The sequence below is a fragment of the Xylophilus sp. ASV27 genome (assembly GCF_016428875.1).
In the GTDB taxonomy this organism is placed as follows: Bacteria; Pseudomonadota; Gammaproteobacteria; order Burkholderiales; family Burkholderiaceae_C; genus Xylophilus.
This window is the reverse complement of sequence record NZ_JAELTO010000067.1, coordinates 1-26,259: the sequence shown is the minus strand read 5'-3', so window position 1 is coordinate 26,259 and position 26,259 is coordinate 1. Positions and strand designations below refer to the sequence as shown.

22 protein-coding genes and 1 CRISPR repeat array are annotated in these 26,259 nt (G+C 67.8%); of the genes, 9 read left to right on the top strand and 13 right to left on the bottom strand.

Going from position 1 to position 26,259, the window contains the following annotated elements; genetic code table 11:
- The 12 genes from cas3f to JHD63_RS14515 all read right to left on the bottom strand — a co-directional run.
- Window positions 1-2,488: type I-F CRISPR-associated helicase Cas3f (gene cas3f / locus JHD63_RS14570; RefSeq protein ID WP_198971546.1), on the bottom strand; the 2,488-nt coding region annotated here is incomplete at its 3' end.
- Complete coding sequence (gene cas1f, locus JHD63_RS14565) at window positions 2,485-3,492, bottom strand: type I-F CRISPR-associated endonuclease Cas1f (RefSeq protein ID WP_198971545.1); 1,008 nt, start codon at window positions 3,490-3,492, stop codon at window positions 2,485-2,487. The genes cas3f and cas1f, both read right to left, overlap by 4 nt.
- 36 nt (window positions 3,493-3,528) lie before the next feature.
- Complete coding sequence (locus JHD63_RS14560) at window positions 3,529-4,170, bottom strand: histidine phosphatase family protein (protein WP_198971544.1); 642 nt, start codon at window positions 4,168-4,170, stop codon at window positions 3,529-3,531.
- 69 nt (window positions 4,171-4,239) lie between these two features.
- Window positions 4,240-4,860: a DUF4136 domain-containing protein gene (locus JHD63_RS14555; protein ID WP_198971543.1), complete on the bottom strand. Its 621-nt coding sequence runs from the start codon at window positions 4,858-4,860 to the stop codon at window positions 4,240-4,242.
- A 150-nt stretch (window positions 4,861-5,010) separates the two neighbouring features.
- On the bottom strand, window positions 5,011-5,805 hold the full coding sequence (locus JHD63_RS14550; RefSeq protein WP_198971542.1) for an ABC transporter ATP-binding protein: 795 nt from the start codon (window positions 5,803-5,805) through the stop codon (window positions 5,011-5,013).
- A gap of 5 nt (window positions 5,806-5,810) precedes the next feature.
- The gene (locus tag JHD63_RS14545) at window positions 5,811-6,704 is read right to left on the bottom strand and encodes an ABC transporter permease (RefSeq protein WP_198971541.1); all 894 of its coding nucleotides are present in this window, start codon (window positions 6,702-6,704) and stop codon (window positions 5,811-5,813) included.
- A gap of 1 nt (window position 6,705) precedes the next feature.
- Window positions 6,706-7,689, bottom strand: coding sequence for an ABC transporter substrate-binding protein (locus JHD63_RS14540; RefSeq protein ID WP_198971540.1), 984 nt, complete (start codon window positions 7,687-7,689; stop codon window positions 6,706-6,708).
- A 46-nt stretch (window positions 7,690-7,735) separates the two neighbouring features.
- Window positions 7,736-8,668, bottom strand: a complete 933-nt coding sequence (gene ttcA / locus JHD63_RS14535) for a tRNA 2-thiocytidine(32) synthetase TtcA (RefSeq protein ID WP_198971539.1) — start codon at window positions 8,666-8,668, stop codon at window positions 7,736-7,738.
- A 27-nt stretch (window positions 8,669-8,695) separates the two neighbouring features.
- Window positions 8,696-9,109: a PIN domain-containing protein gene (locus JHD63_RS14530; RefSeq protein ID WP_198971538.1), complete on the bottom strand. Its 414-nt coding sequence runs from the start codon at window positions 9,107-9,109 to the stop codon at window positions 8,696-8,698.
- Entirely contained in the window at window positions 9,106-9,384 is a 279-nt protein-coding gene (locus tag JHD63_RS14525) for a DUF6364 family protein (RefSeq protein ID WP_198971537.1), read from the bottom strand. Before JHD63_RS14525 ends, JHD63_RS14530 begins: the two co-directional genes overlap by 4 nt.
- Before the next feature lie 62 nt (window positions 9,385-9,446).
- Window positions 9,447-9,818: a dihydroneopterin aldolase gene (locus JHD63_RS14520; protein WP_198971536.1), complete on the bottom strand. Its 372-nt coding sequence runs from the start codon at window positions 9,816-9,818 to the stop codon at window positions 9,447-9,449.
- A 20-nt stretch (window positions 9,819-9,838) separates the two neighbouring features.
- Window positions 9,839-10,624, bottom strand: coding sequence for an SDR family oxidoreductase (locus JHD63_RS14515; RefSeq protein ID WP_370590519.1), 786 nt, complete (start codon window positions 10,622-10,624; stop codon window positions 9,839-9,841).
- Window positions 10,625-10,643: 19 nt separating this feature from the next.
- Here JHD63_RS14515 and JHD63_RS14510 point away from each other — a divergent pair, with 19 nt between their 5' ends.
- A complete protein-coding gene (locus JHD63_RS14510) occupies window positions 10,644-11,762 on the top strand; it encodes a class I SAM-dependent methyltransferase (protein ID WP_198971534.1) in 1,119 nt (372 codons plus the stop codon).
- Between the two features lie 72 nt (window positions 11,763-11,834).
- Here the strand turns inward: JHD63_RS14510 and ggt are convergent, their stop codons facing one another.
- Window positions 11,835-13,514: a gamma-glutamyltransferase gene (gene ggt, locus JHD63_RS14505; RefSeq protein WP_198971548.1), complete on the bottom strand. Its 1,680-nt coding sequence runs from the start codon at window positions 13,512-13,514 to the stop codon at window positions 11,835-11,837.
- A 217-nt stretch (window positions 13,515-13,731) separates the two neighbouring features.
- On the opposite strand from ggt, the gene JHD63_RS14500 reads away from it, so the two are divergent.
- From JHD63_RS14500 to cas2, 8 genes are all read left to right on the top strand, one after another.
- A complete protein-coding gene (locus JHD63_RS14500; RefSeq protein ID WP_198971533.1) occupies window positions 13,732-14,019 on the top strand; it encodes a hypothetical protein in 288 nt (95 codons plus the stop codon).
- Window positions 14,020-14,189: 170 nt separating this feature from the next.
- On the top strand, window positions 14,190-16,457 hold the full coding sequence (locus tag JHD63_RS14495; RefSeq protein WP_198971547.1) for a CRISPR-associated endonuclease Cas3'': 2,268 nt from the start codon (window positions 14,190-14,192) through the stop codon (window positions 16,455-16,457).
- A gap of 63 nt (window positions 16,458-16,520) precedes the next feature.
- Window positions 16,521-17,195 carry a type I-C CRISPR-associated protein Cas5c gene (gene cas5c, locus JHD63_RS14490; RefSeq protein WP_198971532.1) on the top strand — a complete coding sequence of 225 codons (675 nt, stop codon included), beginning with the start codon at window positions 16,521-16,523 and terminating at the stop codon, window positions 17,193-17,195.
- On the top strand, window positions 17,192-19,015 hold the full coding sequence (gene cas8c, locus JHD63_RS14485) for a type I-C CRISPR-associated protein Cas8c/Csd1 (protein ID WP_198971531.1): 1,824 nt from the start codon (window positions 17,192-17,194) through the stop codon (window positions 19,013-19,015). The genes cas5c and cas8c overlap by 4 nt, the downstream gene beginning before the upstream one ends.
- On the top strand, window positions 19,012-19,905 hold the full coding sequence (gene cas7c / locus JHD63_RS14480; RefSeq protein WP_198971530.1) for a type I-C CRISPR-associated protein Cas7/Csd2: 894 nt from the start codon (window positions 19,012-19,014) through the stop codon (window positions 19,903-19,905). The genes cas8c and cas7c overlap by 4 nt, the downstream gene beginning before the upstream one ends.
- A 28-nt stretch (window positions 19,906-19,933) precedes the next feature.
- A complete protein-coding gene (gene cas4, locus JHD63_RS14475) occupies window positions 19,934-20,560 on the top strand; it encodes a CRISPR-associated protein Cas4 (RefSeq protein ID WP_198971529.1) in 627 nt (208 codons plus the stop codon).
- A gap of 4 nt (window positions 20,561-20,564) precedes the next feature.
- Window positions 20,565-21,605, top strand: coding sequence for a type I-C CRISPR-associated endonuclease Cas1c (gene cas1c / locus JHD63_RS14470; RefSeq protein WP_198971528.1), 1,041 nt, complete (start codon window positions 20,565-20,567; stop codon window positions 21,603-21,605).
- Window positions 21,606-21,611: 6 nt separating this feature from the next.
- On the top strand, window positions 21,612-21,902 hold the full coding sequence (gene cas2 / locus JHD63_RS14465; protein ID WP_198971527.1) for a CRISPR-associated endonuclease Cas2: 291 nt from the start codon (window positions 21,612-21,614) through the stop codon (window positions 21,900-21,902).
- A 267-nt stretch (window positions 21,903-22,169) separates the two neighbouring features.
- Window positions 22,170-26,225: a CRISPR direct-repeat array (repeat unit 32 nt; unit sequence GTCGCGCCCTGCGTGGGCGCGTGGGTTGAAAC).
- Window positions 26,226-26,259 lie beyond the last annotated feature (34 nt).

Below are 26,259 nucleotides of genomic sequence, written 5' to 3'. Positions count from 1 at the left end.
GTCGAATGTCGGGCAGATCGAATACGGCAAATTCCTTGCGGCGGTCGAGCGCTGTGTCGAGCCGGTACTCGATGGCCGAGCGCATCAGCAGTGGAAATTGCGAGTGGTATACGCACAGATGGATGCGCGTGTTCTTGAGAGCGTCTTGGGCATACAAGGCCAGCGCCACGTCAAAGAGCGGATCGATGTTGGCCATGCGTACCAAACCAAAGCTCACGCGCTTGCCGCTGTGCGGGTCGACGCTGCGGTGTTGTTGGTGCAGGTGCCATGCCGCTCCACGCACTTGGTGCGCGAACTGGCCGCGGCGCTCGCCGCGCTCCAGGCCGGAAAACGGCGCATCGATGAGCTGGGCTCGCCGACGCACGGCTTCCTGCCCCAGTCGTGTGTGGCGCGCCTGTGCAAATTGCAAATGCGCGACCCGGTAGGCCGTGGCGTCTGCGCAGTCGTGCGCGGCGGTGCCGAACTCATCGAACCATGCGCAGACGATGGCGGGTTCTAGCCTGGCCCGCTCACCTCGGTGGCGCTGAAAGGCCCGCCGGCCCTCCAGGTAGGCCAGGAACAGGCCCTCGACCAGTGCCGGTGGCAAGGTGGCCGACGACAGCAGCACGCGGCTACCTAGCAGGCCGGCCCAATGCACGAGTCGGGTCAAGGCGGGCAGGTCGTCGATGTCGAAGTCGTCGATCTCATCAAGCACCAGATCGCTGCTCATGAGTCGCAGCATCGGCGCTATCTGGTGCCCGCCACGCAGGCTCTCGGTAGCTGGGACCAGGTGGTCCACGGTGCATACCAACATAGGCGCAGCCAGCAGCGAGCGTACCTGCCGGTCGGCACTGAGCCGTTGCAGCAAAGGGTGCTGGTCATTGCCTTCGAAGAGCACGCGGCCATCCTTGGGCAGCAGGTCCTGGCGCGATGCGGAGCCTTGCTGTTCGGCCTGTTCCGCGTAGAGATTGAACAAGGCGCGGCTGGCGGCGCCGCCCACCTTGATGGCCAGCTCTTCACCCGACAAATTCAGCATGTCCCGGAAGGCGCGTCCTGTCTGCAGGGTCAGGGTGCGCAGGCCCATGGCGAAGGCGCAACGCATGCCTTGCTGAGGGTTGGACAGCGCGTGCATGATGCGCGCGTTGGCCCGCGTCTTGCCGCAGCCGGTGGACGCCATGTTGACCAGGAAGGCTCCCCGTCTGTCCGCACGTTCGCGCAGCGATGCCGCCAGGTCGGCCGCCTTGTCTTGCCAGCGAAAGAGTTCGCTGTCGCTGCGCTTCATGAGGCCCTTGTGGCGCAGCCGGGGTAGATGACGCTCGATGTTCGGCAACGCATGGATGGCCAGGCCCGCCTGCCGCTCCACACCGAGCAGATGCTCATCCAGCGTCTGGCAGAGGATCGATTGCTGGTTGGTACCACGGCGGGTATTGGCCCACAGCGGGTACGACGGGTTGAGCAAGGGCTTGCGTTCAGGCGCTGTGTCGTCCTGCAGGCTGGAGTAGTGGTGGTCGGCCAGCATCAGGCCCAGTCTGGCAATGTGGGCGATGTATGGATCGTTCTGCCAATCGCCTGCTGCCGGCTGGTCCGCGAAAGGCAGCAGCCTCTTGGCCAGGCTCGCTGCGCGTTTGCGCCATGGTGTTGTGGTTACCGGCAAGCCATGGGGGAAGTCCCAGTAGGGTTCGATGGCTGCTCGGTCACTAGTATCGCAAGGCTCATTCCAGTGAGCGTCAATGCGTGCTGGCAGGTTGTGGAGCAATTCGGACTGAAAGTCGGGCACCCGTGTGCCCTGCCGCTTGTAGCCGCCATTTGTTCGATCAGGCACGGGGATGACCGGCAGGCGGTGGTGCGTCAGCACCAGCCAGCCGACGAGGCGCGCCAACGGCGGCATGACTGCCAGGGGCTTGTTGTTTGCCGCCAGACTGTCCAGTCCGTCGCGCAGCAGATGATCTTCGGTTAGCCAGCGTTGGTCGTCTCCCCGTGTGGGGGCTATCAGCCGCTGCAGCCACTGGGCATCGCTGTCCTTTCCCACGAAGGCCTGAAAAAGACGCAGCGAAACCCATTCGTGGCGGTATAGGTTCTTGCTGCGGAGGCCGGTTGCTACCAGCATGCTCTGGAATGCTTGGCAGGCTTTGCCCAAGTCATGCAGCAGTGCAGCGAGCGCCGTCACCAGGTAGATCAGGTCCAGGCTGTGCCAATCGTTCTCGCTGTCTCGCCGCAGCACGTTGCGCGCGGTGGTGTTGGTAGGCACCGCACCCTGCGCATTGAAACGCCCCGCATCCCCCACCACCCACAGCAGCTCACTGTGATCCAGCCCTCGGATCCAATGGCAGGCCACGGCGGTGTTCTTGCGTGCGGTCTTGCGCAGCAGCCGGCGCAGCGTGTCCAGACCGTCCTTGGTGATGGGTGTTTGCCAGGTGCGGTCGCCGCGCCGCTCGGCGAACTGGTCGAGGATGCGGCGCGTTTCGGTCAATGCCCGTTTGTCGCACTGGGAGATCAGCAGGATGTTCATGGTGCGGGCGGCTCGGTTGTGGCGGCAGCCTGTGCCTGGCGGCCCACTTGTAGCGCCACGGCCTGGATCGTCTCGATCATGAAGTCCAGCGCTTCGCCGCGCGTCAGGCTCTCGATGCAGGCGCGGCGGAAGTCCTGTTCCTCTTCCCCGCGCACGGCCCAGAGGAAGGCCTGCGGCAGAACATGCGCATCCTTGACGAGGTCTGCCACGTCGAACACCAGGCCGCCGCGTCGCGTCTTGCCGTGCAACACGGCCAGGCCGTGGGGCAAGCCCAGTACCCAGGTGGCGGTGGCGCCCAGCCCGTAGGCCAGGTAGTTGCCATGGTCCAGGAAGCCGTTGGCGGGATCTGTGCCGGTGCCGCGTTTGGCGCGGGTGAAGTCGCCGTACTTGGTGGCTTGGGCTGCGAGCTTGAACAAGTGCTTGGTCAGGCGTGCCTCCTCCGTCAGCAGGGCGGTGTTGTCCGGCGCCGCGGCCACGTTGTGGGCGGAGGCATCCAGCGCCGTTTGCAGCGATTGGGCATCGATCGCAAAGCCGGCGTCGCGCAGTGCTCGGCTGCCAGTCCATTGCTGCCCGATGCGTTGCAGCCGCGCCTGCTGGAAGGCCTTCGCGGCTGCCAGCCGCAGCGCGTCGTCGAACCAGAAGCGTACCCAGTGCTGAAGGTATTCCGTGGGGCGGTATTCACTTTGCGGTGAGAACCATGCCACTTCCACGTCGACCTCATTGGCGGTGAAGAGCGGGGTACCGCCGCCGCCGCAAAAACCGACCAGCACTCCGGCCTTGGCCAGCTCGCGCATGGCGGCCTGGGTGACGGATGTTCCCGTCCCCAGCAATACCGTGGTGGTGTTGGCGATGGGAATGTTCCAGTAGCGCGAGCGCTTGCCCTCGTCCGTCACGTACTCGACACGGCCGCCGTTGACCAGTACGCGGCAGTGCTCGAGATAGTAGAGGTTGGCTCGCTTGGAATGCAGGATGGTCTTGAGGTCGGAGGCGGTGATGTCTTGCATGGCGCTTGCCAGTCTGCCATCGCCGCCGCCATGTGCTCAAGCCGTCGAGTCGTCCAGCTCGCCGCGCGCCAGGTGGGCGTCGTCGGCCCAGCCGACCAGCGACAGCCCTTCGGGGGTCCACAGCAGCCGGTTGATGGCGGCATTGCCGAGTCTCCAGGTGCGCGGGGCCTGCAGTTCCTGGCCGGTGGCGGCGCGGTAGAGCACGTCCATCACGCCGCCGTGGCCGACCATCACGATCTGCTCGCCGACGTGGCGCTCGGCCAGGGCGTGCACGGCCCGGGTCACGCGCTCGCGGAATTGGAGCAGGGACTCGCCCCTCTCGCCGGGGCGGAAGGCGGGTTCGCGGATGCGCCAGAGGCGGGCCTGCTCCGGCAGCCGGGCGTCGATGTCGGCGAAGGTCAGTCCCTCGAAGCTGCCGAAAGCGCGCTCGCGCAGGCCGGGAGCCGGGCGCAGCGGCAGGGCGTGCACGTCAGCCACGGCGCGGGCGGTCTCGAAGGCTCGCTGCAGGTCGCTGGCATAGATGGCGGCGATGGGCTCTTCGGCGAGGGCGCGCGCAAGCTGCTGCGCCTGCCAGACGCCGGTGGCGTTGAGCGGGATGTCGAGCTGCCCCTGGATGCGGTTGTCGACGTTCCAGGCGGTTTCGCCGTGCCGGATGGCAATGATGCGGGTGGCGTCCATGGCCTCAGGTGGTGGCCTCATCGCCCGGGCCACGGCGGGTCCCGCGGGCGTGACGGTCTGCTGTCCAGATCACGGCGGCGGCGGCAGCGTGACGCGGACCTGGCGCACGCCCTGCGGCGCCGCCGGAAAGCCGTGCAGCGCGGCATCGAGCATCACGGTCAGGACGGCATCGTTGGCCGGCTGCAGGTCTTCGCTGGTGGCGTGCGTTTCGTAGACCACCTGGCCGCTGGAGAGGTCGCGCAGCACGAGGTTGACCTGGTGCTGGTAGATCACGCGGTCGGGGAAGCCCGGGCCGCCCCAGCCGCCGTAGTATCCCCAGCCGCGCCGCCAGTAGCCGCCGCCCCAGTAGGGGCCCCAGCCCGGTCCCCAGCCCGGTCCCCACGGGTCGTAGCTGACCTGGCGCTGGCCGTTGAAACTGACCTGTACGCTGTATCTGGCCGCGGCGTCGTCGCGCCGCAGGCCGACGCGCTCCAGGGCTGCCGTGGCGGCCTGCTCCAGCCGGTCCTGCATCTGCGCCTGGACCTGCTGCGAGGGCAGCCGCTCGAAGCGGTAGGTAGCATTGGCGGGCGCCGCCGACAGCGTGGAGAAGGCCTGGACGTCGCTTTCGACCACGCGGTTGGTGGCGCAGCCGGACAGCAGCAGGGCCGCGCCCAGGGCGCCGGCTAGGAGGAGGACTTTCTTCGGTTGCATATGCGGACTCCGGTAGTCTTGGAAGGGACTGGGCCCCCTGAGTGGGTTAGACCCCGCTGGCTACCGCAGTTCCTGCGTGGCGTGCCGGGTGTACGGCGTTTTACGCCGGTCGCACGACGTTTGTACGTTTCCTGCGTAAATCCTGTGTCTTCATCCCAGCAGCAGCGCGTCGTCGGACAACTGTTCGCCGCGGGTCTGCTCGAACATGCGCAGCAGGTCGGGGACGTCCAAGTGGGCGCGTTCCTCGCCGGACACGTCCAGCACGACGCGGCCCTGGTGCAGCATCACGGTGCGGGTGCCGTAGTCCAGCGCCTGGCGCATGCTGTGGGTGACCATCATGGCGGTGAGTTGCCCCGCGGCGACGATGCGCGCGGTCAGCTCCAGCACGAAGGCCGCGGTCTTCGGGTCGAGCGCGGCGGTGTGCTCGTCCAGCAGCAGGATGCGGGAAGGCTGGAGCGAGGCCATGAGCAGGCTGACGGCCTGGCGCTGGCCGCCGGAGAGCAGGCCGATGCGGTCGGCCAGCCGGTTCTCCAGGCCCAGGCCGAGGATGGCGAGCTTCTCGCGGAACAGCGCGCGCATCTCGCGCTGGATGGCAAAGCGAAAGCCGCGGCGGCGGCCGCGTGCCAGGGCCAGCGCCATGTTCTCCTCGATGGTCAGCGCCTCGCAGGTGCCGGCCATCGGGTCCTGGAAGACGCGGGCCACCTTGTCGGCGCGCTGCCATGCCGCCAGCCGGGTGACGTCCGCGTTGTCGATGGCGATGCGGCCCGTGTCCACCGCGAGGTCGCCCGAGATCGCGTTGAGCAGCGTCGACTTGCCGGCGCCATTGGAGCCGATGACCGAGACGAACTGCCCGGTGGGAATCTGCAGCGACAGCCCGCGCAGCGCCCGGTTCTCGATGGGCGTGCCGGGGTTGAAGGTGATGTGGAGGTCGTGTACGTCGAGCATGGCGGTCAGGCCTCCTTCCCCGCGCGCGGCGCGCGCCGGCGCTTCAGGCGCGGCAGTACCAGCGCCAGGCCCACCAGCACGGCGGTGACCAGGTTCAGGTCCTGTGCCTTCAGGCCGATGAATTCGCTGTTGAGCGCCAGCGCCACGAACAGGCGGTAGAGCACCGCGCCCAGCACCACGGCCAGCGTGGTCAGTACCAGGCGGCGCGCTGGCAGCACGCTTTCGCCCACGATGACCGCGGCCAGCCCGATGACGATGGTGCCTATGCCCATGGAGATGTCGGCGCCGCCCTGGCTCTGCGCAAAGACCGCGCCGGCCAGCGCCACCAGCGCATTGGACAAGGCCATGCCGACCAGTGTGGCGGTGCCGGTGGCCACGCCCTGGGCGCGCGCCATGCGCGCGTTGGCGCCGGTGGCGCGCAGCGCCAGCCCGATCTCGGACGAGAAGAACCAGTCCAGCAGCAGCTTGGTCACGGCGATCAGTGCGAGCATGGCCAGCGGCCGCTCGATGTAGTCGGGCAGCCAGCCCGGCAGCACGGAGAAGATGGTGGGCTCGGTGATCAGCGGCACATTGGGCTTGCCCATGATGCGCAGGTTGATCGAGTAGAGCGCGATCATCACCAGGATGCCCGCCAGCAGGTCCATGATCTTCAGCCGCACGTGCAGCCAGCCGGTGATGAAGCCTGCCGCGGCGCCGGCGGCGATCGCGGCGGCCGTGGCCGCGAACGGGTCGATGCCCGAGCCGATCAGTGTGGCGGCGACCGCCGCACCCAGCGGAAAGCTGCCGTCGACCGTCAGGTCCGGGAAGTTGAGGACACGGAAGGTGATGAAGACGCCGAGCGCCACCAGGCCGAAGATCAGCCCGATCTCGATCGCCCCCCAGAGGGAGTAGAGCGACACGTTATTCGAGCACCGTCTTGGCCGACTGGCGCAGCTCCGGCGACAGGGTCACGCCCTGTTTGGCGGCCGCCGCGGCGTTGAGCACCAACTCGAGCTTGCTGCTGGTTTCGCTGGCGATGCTGCCGGGCGCCTCGCCCTTGAGGATGCGCACCACCTGGCGGCCGGTCTGGCGGCCCAGGTCGCGGTAGTCCACCCCCAGCGCGGCCACCGCGCCGCGCTTGACGCTGTCGGTGTCCGCGGCCACCAGCGGGATCCTGGAGTCGTTGCCGACCTTGACCAGCGCCTCGTAGGCCGAGACCACGTTGTTGTCGGTGTTGGTGTAGATCACGTCCACCTTGCCCACCAGCGTGCGCGCCGCGGCGCCCACGTCCACCGAGCGCGGCGCGGAGGCCTCGACCAGCGTCATGCCCGACTTGCCCAGCAGTTCCTTCATCTGCTTGACGACCACGGCCGAGTTCGCCTCGCCGGGGTTGTAGACCATGCCCACGCGCTGGGCGTTGGGCACCAGGCGCTTGATCAGGTCGAGCTGCTTGTCCAGCGCCAGCAGGTCCGACACGCCGGTGACGTTGGTGCCCGAGGGCTTCCAGTCCTTGACCAGTTGCGCCGCGACCGGATCGGTGACCGCCGAGTACACCACCGGAATGGTCTTGGTCGCGGCCACCACGGCCTGGGCCGAGGGCGTGGCGATGGCGACGATGACGTCGGGCTTGTCGCCGATGAACTTGCGCGCGATCTGCGCGGCCGTGCCCGTGTTGCCCTGCGCGCTCTGGTACTCCCACTTGAGGTTCTTGCCGGGTTCGTAGCCGGCGGCCTGCAGTTCCTCCTTCACCCCATCGCGGATCGCGTCGAGCGCCGGGTGCTCGACGATGGCCGTGACCGCAACGGACTTGGTCTGCGCCAGCGCGGGCAGGGCGCTGGCGGCCAGCAGCAGGGCGGCGCCGGCGGACAACAGCGGGCGGCGGGCAAGAGTGGGAAGGCTGATCATCTTTGTCTCTCCTTTGGACATCGTTGTGTGAACGAAAACCTCAACTTCAGTGCGCCACGACTTGCAGCGCGGGGATGCCGGGGGCCGCGAAGCGCTCCGGGTCGAAGGCCTTGTCGCCATCCTCGCGGGCGATGCCGTCGGCCTTCAATCCGGCGAAATCGTACAGGGTCCGGTCGGCCAGGTGCGAGGGCACCACATTCTGCAGCGCGCTGAACATGTTTTCGATGCGGCCGGGGAATTTCTTCTCCCACTCGCGCAGCATCTCGCCCACCTGCTTGCGCTGCAGGTTCTCCTGGCTGCCGCACAGGGTGCAGGGGATGATGGGGAACTGGCGGTGCCGAGCCCAGCGCACCAGGTCCTTCTCGGCCACGTAGGCGAGCGGGCGGATGACCACGTGCCGGCCGTCGTCGCTCACCAGCTTGGGCGGCATGCTCTTCAACTTGGCGCCGAAGAACATGTTGAGCAGGAAGGTCTGCAGGATGTCGTCGCGGTGGTGGCCGAGCGCGACCTTGGTGGCGCCCAGTTCGTCGGCCACGCGGTACAGGATGCCGCGGCGCAGCCGGCTGCACAGGCCGCAGGTGGTCTTGCCCTCGGGGATCACGCGCTTGACGATGCTGTAGGTGTCCTGGTTCTCGATGTGGAAGGGCACGCCCAGCGCGGCAAGGTACTCGGGTAGCACGTGCTCGGGGAAGCCGGGCTGCTTCTGGTCGAGGTTGACCGCCACGATGTCGAAGTGTATCGGCGCGCGAGCCCTCAGCTTGAGCAGGATGTCCAGCATGGCGTAGCTGTCCTTGCCGCCGGACATGCAGACCATGACCTTGTCGCCTTCCTCGACCATGTTGAAGTCGACGATGGCGCGGCCCATCTCCCGGCATAGCCGCTTTTCGAGCTTGTGGGTTTCGCGCTCGACCTTGAGGTTGGCGGATGCCGCCGTCATGTCGGCAGCTTCGTTTTCGTGTTCAGTCCAGACGGCGCTCATGGCAGATCTTTCGGGTTGCAGCAGGCATCACGCCGGGCTCAGTGCGAGCCATTGCTCGGGGGTATAGGCGCGCACCGGGCTCGCGGCAAAGTCGCGCAGGTTGCGGGTGACGATGGCCGTGGCGCCACTGGCCTGCGCGGCATGGGCCAGCACGGCGTCTTCGAAGTCGGCCATGCCGCTGGCCAGGGCGGTATCGACCACGGTGCGGCCGACGGCAGCAACGTCGAAAAGCCTGAGCAATTGCCGCAGCGCGCTGCGGCTGGTATCGCGGTCAAATTCGTGGCCGAGGTAGTAGTCGAGCGTGGTCACCGTTGTGGCGCACAGCAGGGCGCGCACCGCACCCAGCTCGACCCGTTTGAACACCAGTTTTGCGGAGTCGATGAAGGCGGCGCGCTGCAGCAGCACATCCAGCACGATGCTGGTGTCGACCAGAATGCTCATCGGACCGAGCCGTGCAGGTGCTTTGCGCGGATGTGCTGGTGGTAGCCGTCCGCCGGCGCTTCGGGCGCGCGCTTTGCGGTTTTCAGCAGGCCGACCAGGCCATCGGTGATCGGGGTGGCGCCAGCGTCTTGGGCATCGGCAGGCGATTGGCGCGCGGCCAATGCCGCGAAGTAATCCGCGACCAATTGCGAGAGCGAGCGGCCATGCTCGGCCGCGTAGGCCTTGGCATTCTCGATCAGCTCTTGATCCAGGCGTAGGGTGAGTTTGGTGTTCATGGCAGCCATCACAGATGGGTGACGTACAAGTTCAATATATCGTACGTCTCTGTGATTTCCCCCTACCACTGTCCGGTTTCCATCCGGATCGCCACCTCGCAGTCGTCGAAGATCTCCAGCTTGGCGATCTTCACCCGCACGCCGAGCACGCCGGGCAGCTGCATCAGCCGGTGCGCGACCTTGCCGATCAGGCTCTCCAGCAGGTTCACGTGCTCGGCGTTGCACTCGTCGATGATGATCTTGCGCACCTTGCGGTAGTCCAGCACGTGCAGGATGTCGTCGTCGCGCGGCAGCAGGTCCTGGGTGCCGAGGTTGAGCTCGGCGTCCACCTGGATCGGCTGCGGCGCGGTCTTCTCGAAGTCCAGGATGCCCAGATTGGCGTCGAAGCGCAGGCCGTGGAGGGTGAGGATCTGGGTGCCTTTGGTGGTGGACATGGGGGTGGTCGGGAAAAGGGCTACATCAGGGAGAAGTCGCGCTCGAACTTCATCAGGTGCTGGCCGCCGTCCACCAGCAGCGTGGTGCCGGTGATCGAGCGGTTCTCCAGCGCGAAGCGGACGCTGGCGGCCACGTCCTCGGGCGAGGACGAGCGGCCCAGCGGCGACTGGCGGTGCAACTCGGCGAACTTCTCCTCCGACAGCATGTGGCTGGTGAGCGTGAGGCCGGGCGCCACGCCCACCACGCGCACCAGCGGCGCCAGCGCCTGGGCCAGCAGGGTGCCGGCGGTCTCCAGCGCGGCCTTGGACAGGGTGTAGCTCAGGAAGTCGGGGTTGGGGTTCCACAGCTTCTGGTCCAGCAGGTTGACCACCGCGCCCAGGCCCGGCGCGGCGCCGCGCGCCTGCAGGTGGGCGTGCAGCGCCTGGGCCAGCAGGATGGGCGCGGCGGTGTTGCTGCGCAGATGGCGCTCGAGCGCGGCAAAGCCGAAGCTCTGCGCGTCGTCATGCTCGAACAGCGAGGCGTTGTTGACCACCGCGTCGAGCCGGCCGCACTGCGCCACCACCTGCGGCACCAGGGCGCGCACCGCGGCCTCGTCCTCCAGATCTGCGCGAAAAATGGCGCAAGCCCTGGTGTATTGCTGGCATTCAGCTATTGTTTTAATAGCGTCCGCCTCGGAGTGCCGGTAGTGCAGCGCCACCTGCCAGCCACCCGCGGCCAGCGCCAGCGCGATCTTGCGGCCCAGGCGCCTGGCGCCCCCGGTGACGAGGACGGTGCGCGGCGGGGAGGGGGCGGTGGGCGGGGGCACGGCGGGGGACAATCCGGTAATGACGACGAGACCCGAGAGTTTATCGAGCGCCCCGCCCATGGCCTTGCAGGCCCGCATCGCCGAGGCCATCACGCAGGCCGGCGGCTGGATCGGCTTCGACCGCTTCATGGCCATGGCGCTGTATGAGCCCGGCCTGGGCTACTACGCGCGCAGCAGCCCCAAGTTCGGCGCCATGCCGCAGTCGGGCAGCGACTTCGTCACCGCGCCCGAGCTGTCGCCGCTGTTCGGCCGCGCGCTGGCGGCGCAGGTGGCCCAGGCGCTGGAGGCCACCGGCACGCACGAGGTCTGGGAATTCGGCGCCGGCTCGGGCGCGCTCGCGCAGCAGTTGCTGGAGGCGCTGGGCGAGCGGGTGCGGCGCTACGTCATCGTCGACCTCTCCGGCAGCCTGCGCGCGCGCCAGCAAGAGCGGCTGGCGCCCTGGGGCGACCGCGTGCAATGGGTGGCCGCGCTGCCGGCGCGCATCGAGGGCGTGGTGCTCGGCAACGAGGTGCTGGACGCCATGCCGGTGCAACTGCTGGCGCGCCACGGCGGCCAGGCCGGCGGCGTATGGCACGAGCGCGGCGTGGCGCTGCACGGCGGCGCCTTCGCCTGGGCCGACCGGCCGACCGCGCTGCGCCCGCCCGTGGAGATCGAAGGCCCGCACGACTACCTGACCGAGATCCACCCCCAGGCCCAGGCCTTCGTGCGCACCCTGGCCGACCGGCTGGCGCGCGGCGCCGTCCTTCTGCTGGACTACGGCTTCGGCGAATCCGAGTACTACCACCCGCAGCGCCACATGGGCACGGTGATGTGCCACCGCGGCCACGCCGCCGACAGCAACCCGCTGGCCGACGTGGGCGAGAAGGACGTCACCGCCCACGTCGACTTCACCGGCATCGCCCTGGCCGCGCAGGAGGCCGGGCTGCAGGTGCTCGGCTACACCACCCAGGCGCACTTCCTCTACAACTGCGGCTTGGGGCCCTTGCTCGAGCAGGCCGGCCCGGCCGAACGCGCCGCCGCCGCCAAGCTGGTGCTGGAGCACGAGATGGGCGAGCTGTTCAAGGTGATCGCCCTGGGCGCGGGCCCGGCCTGGGAGCCCCTGGGTTTTGCCCGCGGCGACCGCAGCCACCGGCTGTAGCGCCATTTTCTTGAAGAAAATGGCCTGTAGCCCAGGTACTTCCTGGGCTACATGCTATATATTTAATAGCTATCAGTAGCCCAGGGCCAGACCGGTATTGCGCCGCGGATCGTTGGCGCCATAGAAGCGCATGTTGCCCACCGGCGTGCCGCCCAGCGCCGGCGCGCCGATGATGATCGCGGCCAGGTGGTTGGCCGGTTGCGGGGCGCCCAGCTTGTGGCCCATCTGCTCCAGCAGCTTGCGCGTGTCGGGCGACAGCGCGTAGGGCTCGACATTGGTCAGATCGGGCAGCCACTGCTGATGGAAGCGCGGCGCGTCCACCGCCTCCTGCACGTTCATGCCGTAGTCGATGGCGTTGAGCATGGTCAGCAGCACGGCGGTGATGATGCGGCTGCCGCCCGGGGTGCCCAGCACCATCACCGGCTTGCCGTCCTTGCTGACGATGGTCGGGCTCATGGATGACAGCGGGCGCTTGCCGGGGGCGATCGCGTTGGCCTCGCCCTGCACCAGTCCGTAGATGTTGGGCACGCCGATCTTCGCGGTGAAGTCGTCCATCTCGTCGTTGAGCAGCACGCCGGTGCCGCCGGCCGTCACGCGCGCGCCGAACCAGTCGTTGAGCGTATAGGTGACCGAGACCGCATTGCCCCACTTGTCGGCAATCGAGTAGTGCGTGGTGTTGCTGCCCTCGTGCGGCGCCACGCCGGGCTTGATGTCCTGCGAGACACCGGCCTTGGCCGGGTCGATCACGGCGCGGATCTTCTCCGCATAGGCCTTGTCGAGCAGGCGCTCCAGCGGGTTGTTCACGAAGTCCGGGTCGCCCAGGTAGCTGTTGCGGTCCACGTAGGCGTGGCGCATGGCCTCGATCTGGTAGTGCACCGCCTGTGCCGCGCCCCAGCCCAGTTCCTTCAGCGGGTAGCCTTCCAGGATGTTGAGCATCTCGCAGATCACCACGCCGCCCGAACTCGGCGGCGGCGCCGACACCACGCGGTAGCCGCGGTAGTCGCACTCCACCGGCGCCATCTCGCGCGTGCTGTACTCGTCCAGATCGGTCTGCGTGAGGATGCCCTGGCCCGCGCGGCTGGAGGCGACGATGGCGCGGCCCACGCGGCCCTTGTAGAAGCCGTCGGCGCCCTTCTGGCTGATGGCCTGCAAGGTCCTGGCCAGGTCCTTCTGCACGATGCGGTCTCCCACCGCGAAGGGCTGGCCCTTTTTCAGGAAGATCGCGGCGGAGGCCGGATCCTTGCGCAAGTCCTCGTTGGCGGTGTTGAACATGTCGATGTCGCCCTGCTCGAGCACGAAGCCGCGCTCGGCATAGCGGATGGCCGGCGCCAGCAGCGTGGCGCGCGGCAGCGTGCCGTACTTCTTGCGCGCGTACTCCATGCCCGAGACCGTGCCCGGCACGCCCACGGCCAGGTGGCCGCGCGTGGACAGGCCCTTGACCACGTTGCCGTCGGCGCCCAGGTACATGTCGGCAGTGGCGGCCAGCGGCGCCTTCTCGCGGAAGTCGAGGAAGGTCTTGCGGCCGTCGGCCAGTTGCAGCGTCATGAAACCGCCCCCGCCCAGGTTGCCGGCCGCCGGGTAGACCACCGCCAGCGCATAGCCCACCGCCACCGCGGCATCGACCGCATTGCCGCCGCGCCTGAGCACGTCGACGCCCACCCGCGTGGCCAGGTGCTGCGCGCTCACGACCATGCCGTTCTCGGCCGCCACCGGCGCCGCCGAGGCGGCGCAAGCGGCCGGTGCCTGGGCCATGAAGGCCGCAGCGGCGGTGGACAGCACCGCGATGCGCCAGCCCTGCGGCTTCTGATGTTGGGTCCAGCGAAACAGCGCCATGGCGATCTCCTCAAGAGGGGTTGCGACGAGCCGGCATGATGACATGCGCCGGAGCTTCGCACCCGCCTCGGCAGTGCGCCGGCTGCGTCCGGGCTATTCCACAATCACATCCCTTCACGACACTGGGAGTGCCTGCATGATCGTACGCATCGAAATCGAAGGGGGCCGCGCCGGCTTCTATGAATACCGTGTCAGCTACGAGTCGGAAGAACTGTATGCCGACGCCGGGCTGGGTTCCGTGGCCGACTGCCTGGTGGGTGCCGTCGAGGGCATGGCGCCGGACGTACTGGCCGCGGAGGTCTGGTACCGGGGCATCGTCTCGGGCACCTATCCGCTGCCGGTGATCGGCACCCGCCTCGAGCAGGTGGCCGCGCATGCGGTCAACACGGCCGAGGCGATCCGCGAGGCGCTGGGCGAGGATTGAGTTCGGTGCTGGCCGCATCCAAAAAGCGTGCTAACGTCAGTAAACGAATCCATTTGTAATACATGCGCCGCAGACCCACTGCGGGTTGGGAGGAGACATTGGCCGACGTTTGCCATGACGAGGACCGACACGACCTCGGCGCTTTCGAAGGGGCTGCCGTGACCGAGCCCATGCGGTTCTTTGCGCATTCGGCGGCAGGCCTGGACCCGAGCCACTGGCAGCCGCTGGATGCGCATCTGCTTGCGGTGGGCCAGTGGGCCGGCAGCTTCGCCAGGGTGTTTGGCGCAGAGGCGCTCGCCACCGTGCTGGGCCAGCTGCACGACCTGGGCAAGTACACCGAGCCGTTCCAGGCGCGGCTGCGCGGCAGTGCCCAGCGGGTCGACCATTCCACCTGGGGTGCTCGCATCGCCTGCCAGAAGTTCGGCGCGCATGGGCAGTTGCTGGCCTATGCGATCGCGGGCCACCACGCCGGCCTGGCCAACGGGCAGGGCGAGGGCCAACGGACCCCGCTGGCGGACCGGCTCGCGGCAGACCTGCCAGCACTCGACCCGGCATGGCGGCAGGCGATCAACCTGCCTGCCGGGCTGGCCTTGCCCAAAGGCTTCAGGCCCTACGGCGAGGGCCCCGCGCAGGCCAGGCAGGCCAAGGAGCGCGCACAGTTCCAGTTCGCCTTTCTGGTGCGCATGCTGTTCTCCTGCCTGGTGGATGCCGACTTCCTCGACACCGAGGCCTACTACGCCCATATCGACCCCGACGAGCGCCACCGGCGGCATCGCCATGCGCCGGTGCCCACGCTGGAGCAACTGCGCGCGCAGCTCGACGCCCACCTCGGCGGCTTCCAGGCCGACAGTGACGTCAACCGGCTGCGTGCCGACGTGCTGCGCCACGTGCGCCAGGAGGCCGCCCATGCGCCTGGACTGTTCTCGCTGACCGTGCCCACCGGCGGCGGCAAGACGCTGGCCTCGCTCGCCTTCGCGCTCGACCATGCGATCCGCCACGGCCTGCGGCGCGTGATCTTCGTGATCCCGTTCACCAGCATCGTCGAGCAGAACGCCGCCGTCTTCCGCCGCGCACTGGGTGCGCTGGGCGAGGCCGCCGTGCTGGAGCACCACAGCGCCTTCGTCGAGCAGCCACCGCCCGCGGGCGACCCGGACCAGTACCAGTCGGTGCAGAAGCTGCGCCTGGCCATGGAGAACTGGGACGCACCCATCGTCGTCACCACCGCCGTGCAGTTTTTCGAAAGCCTGTTCGCGGCCAGGCCCTCGCAATGCCGCAAGCTGCACAACATCGCCGGCAGCGTCGTCATCCTGGACGAAGCCCAGACCCTGCCGCTCACGCTGCTGCGCCCCTGCGTTGCCGCCATCGACGAACTGGCGCGCAACTACCGCACCAGCATCGTGTTGTGCACGGCCACCCAGCCCGCGCTCAACGCGCCTGACTTCGTCGGCGGGCTGCACGGCGTGCGCGAACTGGCCCCCGAACGCGACGCGCTGTTCCGCAAGCTCGCGCGCGTGCGCGTCCGGCATGCGGGCGTGCTGGACGACGACGCGCTCGCCGCCCACATGCGCGAGCGCGGGCAGGTGCTGTGCATCGTCAACAACCGGCGCCACGCGCGCGCCGTGTACCAGGCCATGGCCGACCTCCCCGGCGCACGCCACCTGACCACGCTCATGTGTGCCAAACACCGCAGCGCGGTACTGGCCGAGGTGCGGCAGATGCTCAAGGATGGAGAGCCCTGCCGGCTCGTCAGCACGAGCTTGATCGAGGCTGGAGTCGATGTCGATTTCCCCACCGTGCTGCGCGCCGAGGCGGGCCTCGATTCCATCGCCCAGGCCGCCGGCCGCTGCAACCGCGAAGGCCGGCGCGGCGTCGAGGCCAGCGAGGTGCTGGTGTTCGAGGTCGCCAACGAAGACTGGGCGCCCCCGCCGGCGCTCGAAAAGTTCGCCCAGGCCGCGCGTGAAGTGCTGCGCCAGCATCGGGACGACCCGCTGTCGCCGGCGGCCATCGAGCGCTATTTCCAGCTGCTTTACTGGCAGAAAGGCGAGCAGGAGCTGGATGCGCACGACCTGTTGGGGCTGGCGCGCAGCAGCCAGCTCCAAAGCCTTCCGATGGAAACGCTGGCCACCAGGTTCAGGATGATCGACAGCGTGCAGATGCCCGTGATCGTTGCGTATGACGACGATGCGCGCCAGGCCCTGGCCAGCCTGGAGCATGCCGAAGGCAGTGTGGGCATCGCGCGCAAGCTCCAGCCCTATCTGGTGCAGTTGCCGCGGCAGGGCTTTGACGCGCTACGCAAGGCCGGCGCCATACGGGCGCTTGCGCCGGAGAAGTGGGGGGAGCAGTTCGTGGTGCTCGAGCATGAAGACCTGTACGACTCCAGGTTTGGATTGCATTGGGAAAACCCGACTTTCATCAACCTTGATCGTCTGGTTCAGTAACAGAATGAGCCGCAATGCTTATGCGGCAGGTTTGAACCGACTGCGAAACTTAAGGAGTAGCGAATGGCCTTTGGAGTTCGGCTGCAGGTCTGGGGTGACAGGGCCTGTTTCACGCGGCCAGAGATGAAGGTGGAGCGCGTCTCCTACGACGCCCTGACCCCGTCCGCCGCGCGCGGCATCCTGGAGGCGATCCACTGGAAACCTGCCATTCGCTGGGCGGTGGACCGCATCCACGTCCTCAAGCCGATCCGCTTCGAGTCGATTCGCCGTAACGAGGTGGGCGGCAAGCTCTCGCCCGCCAGCGTGGCCAAGGCCGTGAAGGCCGGCACCACGAACGGCCTCGCCAATTTCGTCGACGAAGACCGGCAGCAGCGCGCGGCCACGGTGCTGCGCGACGTGGCCTATGTGATCGAGGCGCACTTCGAGCTGACGGCCAAGGCCGGCCCGGACGATTCGGTGGGCAAGCACCTGGACATCTTCAACCGCCGCGCGCGCAAGGGCCAGTGCTTCCAGATGCCGTGCATGGGCGTGCGTGAGTTTCCGGCGAACTTCAAGCTGCTGGAAGACGGCGAGGCGGTGCCAGAGCCCGACGCCAGCCTGCGCGCCGAGCGCGACCTGGGCTGGATGCTGCACGACATCGACTTCGCGCGCAGCATGACGCCGCGCTTCTTCCGCGCGCGCATGGCGGGTGGCGTGATCGAGGTGCCGCCGTGGCAGAGCGAAGAGGTCAAGGCATGATCCTGCAGGCGCTCAACAATTACTACCAGCGCCTGTTGGCGCGTGATGAGCCCGGTCTTTCCCCCTTCGGCTACAGCCCCGAGAAGATCAGCTACGAGATCTTGCTGGCGCCCGATGGAGCAGTAGCGCAGGTCAATAGCATCCATGACACCTCCGGCAAGAAGCCGGTGCCGCGCATCCTGAACGTGCCGCAGCCCGAGAAGCGCACGGTGGGCATCAAGTCCAACTTCCTCTGGGACAAGACCAGCTATGTGCTGGGCGTCAGCGCCACCAGCAAGCGCGCGGACAAGGAGCACGAAGCCTTCAAGGCGCTGCACCGCGAATGCCTGGCGGGGCAGACCGATCCCGGGCTGAAGGCGTTCCTCGCGTTCCTGGACGCCTGGACGCCCGAGCGCTTCAAGGAGGCGCACTTCAGGGAAGAGATGCTCGACGCGAACTTCGTCTTTCGCCTCGACGGCGAGAGGGCCTTCCTGCATGAGCGGCCTGCGGCGCAGGCGGTGCGCGCGCGGCTGCTGGGCACGCAAGACGGCGAGGCGGGCGCAGCGGCGGGGCTTTGCCTGGTGACGGGCGAGGTGCTGCCGCTGGCCCGCCTGCATCCCGCGATCAAGGGGGTGAATGGTGCGCAGAGTTCGGGCGCCTCCATCGTCTCCTTCAATCTGGAGGCCCTCAGCTCCTACGGAAAAAGCCAGGGCGAGAACGCGCCGGTGTCGGAGCAGGCCGCCTTTGCCTACACCACCGTGCTCAACCACCTGCTGCGGCGTGGTGAGCACAACCGCCAGCGGCTGCAGATCGGGGATGCCAGCGTGGTGTTCTGGGCCGAGACCGACGATGCGCAGCAGGCCGAGGCCGCGGAGTTCCTGCTGGAGCAGTTTCTGAGTCCCAAGAGCGACGACGAGCAGGAAGCCGCCAAGCTGCGCCGTGTGCTCGAAGACGTGGCGCAGGGCCGGCCCCGGCCGCTGCAGAGCTTCGATCCCAAACTGGACCCCGGCACGCGCATGTTCGTGCTGGGCCTGTCGCCCAACGCCTCGCGCCTGTCGATCCGCTTCTGGCAGAGCGATACGCTGGAGGTGTTCGCCCGGCGCGCGGCCGAGCATGCGGAAGATCTGCGCATCGAGCCGCTGCCGTGGAAGACGGCACCCTCGGCCTGGCGGCTGGCGCTGGCCACGGCGCCATCGCGCGAGGGCCGCTCCAAGTCGGAAGACGTGTCGCCGCAGCTGGCGGGCGAGTTGATGCGCGCCATTCTGAGCGGCGCGCGCTATCCGCACAGCCTGCTGACCAACGTGGTCATGCGCATGCGCGCCGACGGCGATGTGTCGGGCGTGCGTGTGGCACTCTGCAAGGGAATCCTGGCGCGCGACCGGCGCCTGGGTGTCAAGGCTTATGACGAGGAGGTACCAGTGAGTCTAGATGTTCAATCCACCAACCCGGGCTACCGGCTGGGGCGGCTGTTCGCCGTCCTGGAGCGCGCGCAGCGCAGCGCGCTGGGCGGGCAGGTCAACGCGACCATCCGCGACCGCTACTATGGCGCGGCATCAGCCACGCCGGCGTCGGTCTTCCCGGTGCTGCTGCGCAATACGCAGAACCATATCGGCAAGCTGCGCAAGGACAAACCCGGCCTGGCGAACAGCCTGGAGAAGGACATCCGCGACATCGTGGACGGCCTGGGAGAGCGCTTTCCGCGCAGTCTGCGCATGGAGGACCAGGGCCGCTTTGCCATCGGCTACTACCACCAGGCTCAGGCACGCCCCGCCAAGGCCGAGGGCGCCGAGGCCGACGACACCACCGACTCCGATTCTGATGAACAAGGAACCGCCGCATGACCGCCATCGCCCATCGCTATGAGTTCGTTTACCTCTTCGACGTCACCAATGGCAATCCCAATGGCGACCCCGACGCCGGCAACCTGCCGCGCCTGGACCCGGAGACCAACCGTGGCCTGGTCACCGACGTCTGCCTGAAACGCAAGATCCGCAACTTCGTCAGCCTGGCGAAGGAGGATGCGGAGGGCTACGCCATCTACATGCAGGAAAAGGCCGTGCTCAACAACCAGCACGAGAAGGCCTGGAAGGCGCTGGATATCGCTCCCGACGCCAAGGACGGTTACAAGAAGCTGCCCAAGGACGAAGCCAAGGCGCGTGAACTCACGGCCTGGATGTGCCGCAACTTCTTTGACGTGCGCACCTTCGGCGCCGTGATGACGACCGGCGTCAACACTGGGCAGGTGCGCGGCCCGATCCAGATCGCGTTCGCGTCCTCCATCGATCCGGTGGTGCCGCTCGAGGTTTCGATCACCCGCATGGCCGTGACCACGCAGAAGGAGGCCGAGGACCAGAGCGGCGACAACCGCACCATGGGCCGCAAGCACATCATTCCCTATGGCCTGTACCGTGCGCACGGTTTCGTGTCCGCCAAACTGGCCGAGCGCACCGGCTTTTCGGATGAAGACCTGGCGCTGTTCTGGCAAGCCCTGGGCAATATGTTCGAGCATGACCGTTCGGCCGCACGCGGCGAGATGGCCGCGCGCAAGCTGATCGTGTTCCAGCACGACAGCGCCATGGGCAACGCACCGGCGCATGTGCTGTTCGATGCGGTGTCGGTGCAGCCGGCGCAGCCCGATGGCGAGGCACCCGCCCGCAGCTTTGCGGACTACCGTGTGACGGTGGACAAGGCGGCCATCCCGGCCGGCGTGACGGTGCACGAGCACTTCTGACCACAACCGCTGACGCACCGGGCAGGCCATGGACCAGGATGATCTCGTCCCGCTGTCTGCCCTGCAGCACTACCTTTACTGCCCGCGCCAATGCGCACTGATCCACATCGAGCAGCTCTGGGCGGAGAGCCGCCATACCGCCGAAGGCCGGGTGCTGCATGAGCGGGTCGACAAGCCACAGGCCGAACGGCGGCGCGGCGTGCGCACCGTCACCGGGATGCCGCTGGTGCATCTGGAGCTGGGGGTCTCCGGCATCGCGGACGTGGTCGAGTTCCATGCCCGCGACGGCGCGGAGCGTGCGTTTCCGGTGGAGTACAAGCGCGGCCGGCCCAAGGCCCATCGCGCCGACGAGGTGCAGTTGTGCGCGCAGGCGCTATGCCTGGAGGCCATGCTCGGCACCTGCATAGAAGCCGGAGCCCTGTTCTACGGCGAGACGCGCCGCCGCACCGACGTGGCCTTTGACGCCGAACTGCGCCAGTTGACGCTGGACACCATCACCGCCACACGTGTCATGCTGGCATCGGGCCGAACGCCCGTTGCAGACTACGCCCCACGCCGCTGCGATGCATGTTCATTGATCGATCTGTGCCAGCCCAAATTGCTGAATCGCTCCGTTTCGGTGGCGACCTGGCTGGCCCGGCAGTTGCAGGAGTGACCCGGTGCGACGCCAGCTCAACACCTTGTATGTGACCACCGAAGGCGCCTGGCTGCACAAGGACGGCGCCAACATCGTTATGGAGGTGGAGGGCGAAACCCGGGCGCGCCTGCCGGTGCACATGCTCGAGAGCCTGGTGTGCTTTGGCCGGGTACTGGTGTCGCCGCCGCTGCTGGGCTATTGCGCGGAGCAGGGCATCACGACCTGCTTCCTCACGCCCAATGGCAAGTTCTTGGCGCGCGTCGAAGGCCCGGTGTCGGGCAACGTCCTGCTGCGGCGGGAGCAGTACCGGCGCACGGACGACCTGGCGGGCTGCGCCGCCATCGTGCGCAACATGTTGCAGGGCAAGATCCACAACCAGCGTGCCGTGCTGGGGCGCGGGCTGCGTGACCACAGCGACAAGCTCGCACCGGATGACGAGGCCGCGCTGACGCATGCGCACAAGCGCCTGGGGCGCATCGCCGACAAGCTGCCGGATACGCCATCGGTCGAGACCCTGCGCGGGCTGGAGGGCGAGGCGGCGCAGGCCTACTTCGGGGTGTTCGACCACCTCATCCGTGTGCGCGACCCGGCGCTGCGCTTTGGCGGCCGCAGCCGCCGGCCGCCGCGTGACGCCTTCAACGCGCTGCTGTCCTTTCTCTACACCCTGGTCACGCACGACTGCCGCTCGGCACTGGAGGGCGTGGGTCTGGACCCGGCCGTGGGATTTCTGCACCGCGACCGGCCGGGGCGCCCCAGCCTCGCGCTGGACCTGCTGGAGGAGTTCCGCCCGCTGATGGCGGATCGCCTGGCGCTGTCGCTGGTCAACCTGCGCCAGGTGTCCGAGCGCGACTTCCAGACCATGGACAATGGGGCGGTCCTGCTGCGGGAGGAGTCCCGCAAGCTGGTGCTGACCGCCTACCAGGAGCGCAAGCGCGAAGACCTGCGCCATGTGTTCCTGGAAGAGAAGGCGCCCATCGGCCTGTTCCCCTTCATCCAGGCGCAACTGCTGGCGCGGCACCTGCGGGGCGACCTGGATGCCTACCCGCCCTTCTTGTGGAAGTGATGCGCCATGATGGTCCTGGTGAGTTATGACGTCAGCACGCAGGACGCCACCGGCGCGCGCCGCCTGCGTCGCGTTGCCCGGGCGTGCCAGGACTTCGGGCAGCGCGTGCAGTTCTCGGTCTTCGAGATCGAGGTCGATACGGCCCAATGGACCCTGCTCAAGAACCGGCTATGCCGCGAGATCGACCCGCTGTGCGACAGCTTGCGGTTCTACTACCTGGGCAAGAACTGGCAGGCCAAGGTGGAGCACGTCGGCGCCAAGGCGGCCGTTGATCTGAATGCGCCGCTGATCCTGTAGCACCAGTCGCAATCCACGCCGGAACCTTACCCAGGCGAGGGCTGCTCCGCCCCCACGGATGCCGCAAACCTCAATGCGAGGTTTCACCACTTGCGAACCTGAAGTGTCTGGGCGGTTCCTTTGGGGTTCGCGGCTTTCCAGGCTATTGATTCATATTGATTTTTTCCAAGAGCAAGGCATCTGAGGCATTGGAAGTCGCAGCCATGGGTGGGGCTTCGCAGAGAGCTGGGAAAAAGGGCTTGTGTGGGATTGACTTATAACCACCGAGTCGCGCCCTGCGTGGGCGCGTGGGTTGAAACGCTCTATCAGCTCCTCCGGCCGCATGCCCGTCAGGTCGCGCCCTGCGTGGGCGCGTGGGTTGAAACGCGCAGCCGCTGGTGATCCGCCTGGTGGGCTCGCTGGTCGCGCCCTGCGTGGGCGCGTGGGTTGAAACATCCGCACTGCCAGCTGAAGGGAGTTGAGAAAAAGTCGCGCCCTGCGTGGGCGCGTGGGTTGAAACATTCTGACAATCGACGGCATCCAGGCCGCGCTCGTGTCGCGCCCTGCGTGGGCGCGTGGGTTGAAACTTTCGCTGCCTGCGCGATCCCGCGCTCCGCGATCGTCGCGCCCTGCGTGGGCGCGTGGGTTGAAACTTGATTTTGTCGAGTGCTTCGTCGCGCGTCATACAGTCGCGCCCTGCGTGGGCGCGTGGGTTGAAACTCCACCAGCACCTGCTGGAAGCGCTCGGCCACGGGTCGCGCCCTGCGTGGGCGCGTGGGTTGAAACCCCTCGACCTCGCCCCGGACGTTTTGGCCGCCCGGTCGCGCCCTGCGTGGGCGCGTGGGTTGAAACTTTCTGAAGGCGCCCTCGAAGGTCGAGGTGCTGAACGGTCGCGCCCTGCGTGGGCGCGTGGGTTGAAACGGCGTGGCCTATGACGGCGAGGTGAAGAACAACCGCGTCGCGCCCTGCGTGGGCGCGTGGGTTGAAACTGCACGATGGCATTGGTGGCGGTGCTGGCGGTCTCGGTCGCGCCCTGCGTGGGCGCGTGGGTTGAAACTGACGTATCCAAGGATGGTCCGGCCGAGTAACCCGTCGCGCCCTGCGTGGGCGCGTGGGTTGAAACCGCGCCCCTGCGCGTTGACCGTCGCTTCTGTTCTCGTCGCGCCCTGCGTGGGCGCGTGGGTTGAAACATGACCAGGGCGCGGGCGATGAATGCAAAGGCTCTGCGTCGCGCCCTGCGTGGGCGCGTGGGTTGAAACACCCATGAAGTGTGGCTCGGCCTTTGCCCGGTCCGGGGTCGCGCCCTGCGTGGGCGCGTGGGTTGAAACGCCTGCCGTGTACGACTCGCCGCGTTGCAAGTCCGTCGCGCCCTGCGTGGGCGCGTGGGTTGAAACTCGGCAGCCTTGGTCTTGCCGATCATCACCTCCCGTCGCGCCCTGCGTGGGCGCGTGGGTTGAAACCCACAGACAAGGCAGGCAACGCGCTCGACGCGCTGCGTCGCGCCCTGCGTGGGCGCGTGGGTTGAAACGTGCCGGCTTGAGACCATCCCCTACCGCTACCCTAAGGTCGCGCCCTGCGTGGGCGCGTGGGTTGAAACTAGTACGGCCTGCGCCATCCATTGGCGTGGGTCTTGTCGCGCCCTGCGTGGGCGCGTGGGTTGAAACGGCACTGCCTCCCATGGCCATCTATATGCACTCCGTCGCGCCCTGCGTGGGCGCGTGGGTTGAAACTTTCGATGCATGGTCAGGACTTGCAATCCACGGAGGTCGCGCCCTGCGTGGGCGCGTGGGTTGAAACATGTCCTGCACCCACTGCTCAGCCCATTTGTACGGTCGCGCCCTGCGTGGGCGCGTGGGTTGAAACCTTGGCTATCGCGCATGCGATGGCGTCGCCGTCACAGTCGCGCCCTGCGTGGGCGCGTGGGTTGAAACGCAGCACTGGTGATGCAGCCGACGATGGTCGGCACGTCGCGCCCTGCGTGGGCGCGTGGGTTGAAACTGGGCGATGGTCAAGAGACGATTACGAGCATTCGCGTCGCGCCCTGCGTGGGCGCGTGGGTTGAAACTACGGCTGCTGAGGCGTGCGCAAATGCTGGCATAGGTCGCGCCCTGCGTGGGCGCGTGGGTTGAAACCTTTGCCGACGTTGGCAGTGCTTGGGATGTGTTGGGTCGCGCCCTGCGTGGGCGCGTGGGTTGAAACTAAACGGATTGCGCGCAGTGCCTTCCACCAGGTCGGTCGCGCCCTGCGTGGGCGCGTGGGTTGAAACGCTCGACGGCACCTGGCACCGGCCGTTCACCACGGTCGCGCCCTGCGTGGGCGCGTGGGTTGAAACACGCGAATACAGCACAGAAAGCGTCCTCCACCTTGGTCGCGCCCTGCGTGGGCGCGTGGGTTGAAACACTATGATCGATGAACTCATGGCGTCGCCGACCGAGTCGCGCCCTGCGTGGGCGCGTGGGTTGAAACACATCCGGGCTCCCATGGCGCGCGCCGCGCCAATGTCGCGCCCTGCGTGGGCGCGTGGGTTGAAACAGGCGCATCTGGCGCAGTGCCAGTTCGATGGACAAGTCGCGCCCTGCGTGGGCGCGTGGGTTGAAACTTGGCCAAGCACCTGAACATCCAGATCGGGATGAGGTCGCGCCCTGCGTGTGCGCGTGGGTTGAAACCCCGCCTGCGTCGCTCCACCGCCGCACAAGTTCGGTCGCGCCCTGCGTGGGCGCGTGGGTTGAAACTTCCGCAGGTAAGCCTCCAGTCTCGCCGGGTCTGCGGTCGCGCCCTGCGTGGGCGCGTGGGTTGAAACTCCACCAGGTAGTAGATCGGCACCAGGTCGCCGGTCGTCGCGCCCTGCGTGGGCGCGTGGGTTGAAACGGGATCAGGAGCGGGCGGCTCACCTGGTACCGGGGTGTCGCGCCCTGCGTGGGCGCGTGGGTTGAAACTGGTTGAAGATGGGCTTGGGGTCGCTGGGGAGCGCCGGTCGCGCCCTGCGTGGGCGCGTGGGTTGAAACCGCCTGCTCGCCTCCCTGCTGGTGCTGGTGGTAGTCGCGCCCTGCGTGGGCGCGTGGGTTGAAACCGCCCGGACGCCGGCGGCTGCTACATCGTGGGCACGTCGCGCCCTGCGTGGGCGCGTGGGTTGAAACGCGGCCGTCGAGCAGGCGGCCTGCGGCTTTTTTGGTCGCGCCCTGCGTGGGCGCGTGGGTTGAAACCGGCAGTCCTGGGCCAAGGCCCGGCACTGCATCGTGTCGCGCCCTGCGTGGGCGCGTGGGTTGAAACTTCGTACACCGTGCAGGCGCGGTAGGTGAGCATTGCCGTCGCGCCCTGCGTGGGCGCGTGGGTTGAAACCAGCGCCCCGGCACCGCTACACCGCCCATCAACCGGTCGCGCCCTGCGTGGGCGCGTGGGTTGAAACTCGACCAGGTAGTAGATCGGCACCAGGTCGCCGGTCTGTCGCGCCCTGCGTGGGCGCGTGGGTTGAAACCCGATCTTCATCGTCATGCGCTTCGCGCCATCCCAGTCGCGCCCTGCGTGGGCGCGTGGGTTGAAACGCGGTAAGGCATTGGGCGCTCCAGCGCCACGCGTGTCGCGCCCTGCGTGGGCGCGTGGGTTGAAACTTCCCCGTGCCCTGCGGGCCGTGGAAAATCAGCGTCGCGCCCTGCGTGGGCGCGTGGGTTGAAACTACCTTGCGGTAATGGGCTCAGACAATTCCGCGCTGGTCGCGCCCTGCGTGGGCGCGTGGGTTGAAACGGCCATGTCGAGCGCACCACGGCAAAGAGCGCTGGTCGCGCCCTGCGTGGGCGCGTGGGTTGAAACAAGGCCAGCCGCCTGGAGTGCGATGCCAACTTCAGTCGCGCCCTGCGTGGGCGCGTGGGTTGAAACGACCGCTCCGACAAATCGCTATCCGCAGCCCCGGTCGTCGCGCCCTGCGTGGGCGCGTGGGTTGAAACGTGCGCGCCGAAGGCTTTGGACGGCCCCGCCAGGCGGTCGCGCCCTGCGTGGGCGCGTGGGTTGAAACGGCAACGTCGACACCGACGCCGCCGGGCAGGCCTCGTCGCGCCCTGCGTGGGCGCGTGGGTTGAAACACGCGCGCGTGGGCCGTCGACGGCACGCTGCGTTTTGTCGCGCCCTGCGTGGGCGCGTGGGTTGAAACCTGGTCGATCCGGCGACACGCCAGCCGGTGCCGGGTCGCGCCCTGCGTGGGCGCGTGGGTTGAAACGCACTGGCTTTTTCTGGCTCGGGCGGATATCCGAGTCGCGCCCTGCGTGGGCGCGTGGGTTGAAACGATCACGGGCTTATCCTGGTGGCGCCAGATGACCTGGTCGCGCCCTGCGTGGGCGCGTGGGTTGAAACGGCGAAGGCAATCCCGATCGCATGGCGCTGCACC